We start from the raw sequence: 255 nt of genomic DNA, 5'->3' as shown, positions 1-255 counted from the left end.
AGAAGCCGAAGGCGCTGCCACGCTTGCCGACAGTGCAAGCGCAACAAGCGTTCGTGGCCGAGTATTCCCGCCTCCTCAGCCGATTGGGGGCCAATGACCAGGTGGTTTTCCTTGATGCGGTTCATCCGGAATACCAGAGTCGTCCGGCTCATGGCTGGATCAAGAAAGGCGATCCGGTTGCCATCTTGCGGACGGCCGGTCGCCAGCGACTGAACCTGCATGGCGCCATCAATCTGGAAAGCGGCCTCTGCCAGA

The 255-nt window shown here is 60.8% G+C and carries 1 pseudogene; it reads left to right on the top strand.

The features are described 5' to 3' along the window. Positions 1–255 (top strand): annotated as a pseudogene (locus tag QQZ18_RS17575) (IS630 family transposase); the annotation flags it as partial.

Source organism: Pleomorphomonas sp. T1.2MG-36 (assembly GCF_950100655.1).
GTDB lineage: Bacteria > Pseudomonadota > Alphaproteobacteria > Rhizobiales > Pleomorphomonadaceae > Pleomorphomonas.
The sequence above is the reverse complement of the archived record's forward strand: the minus strand, read 5'-3'. Positions and strand labels throughout refer to the sequence as shown.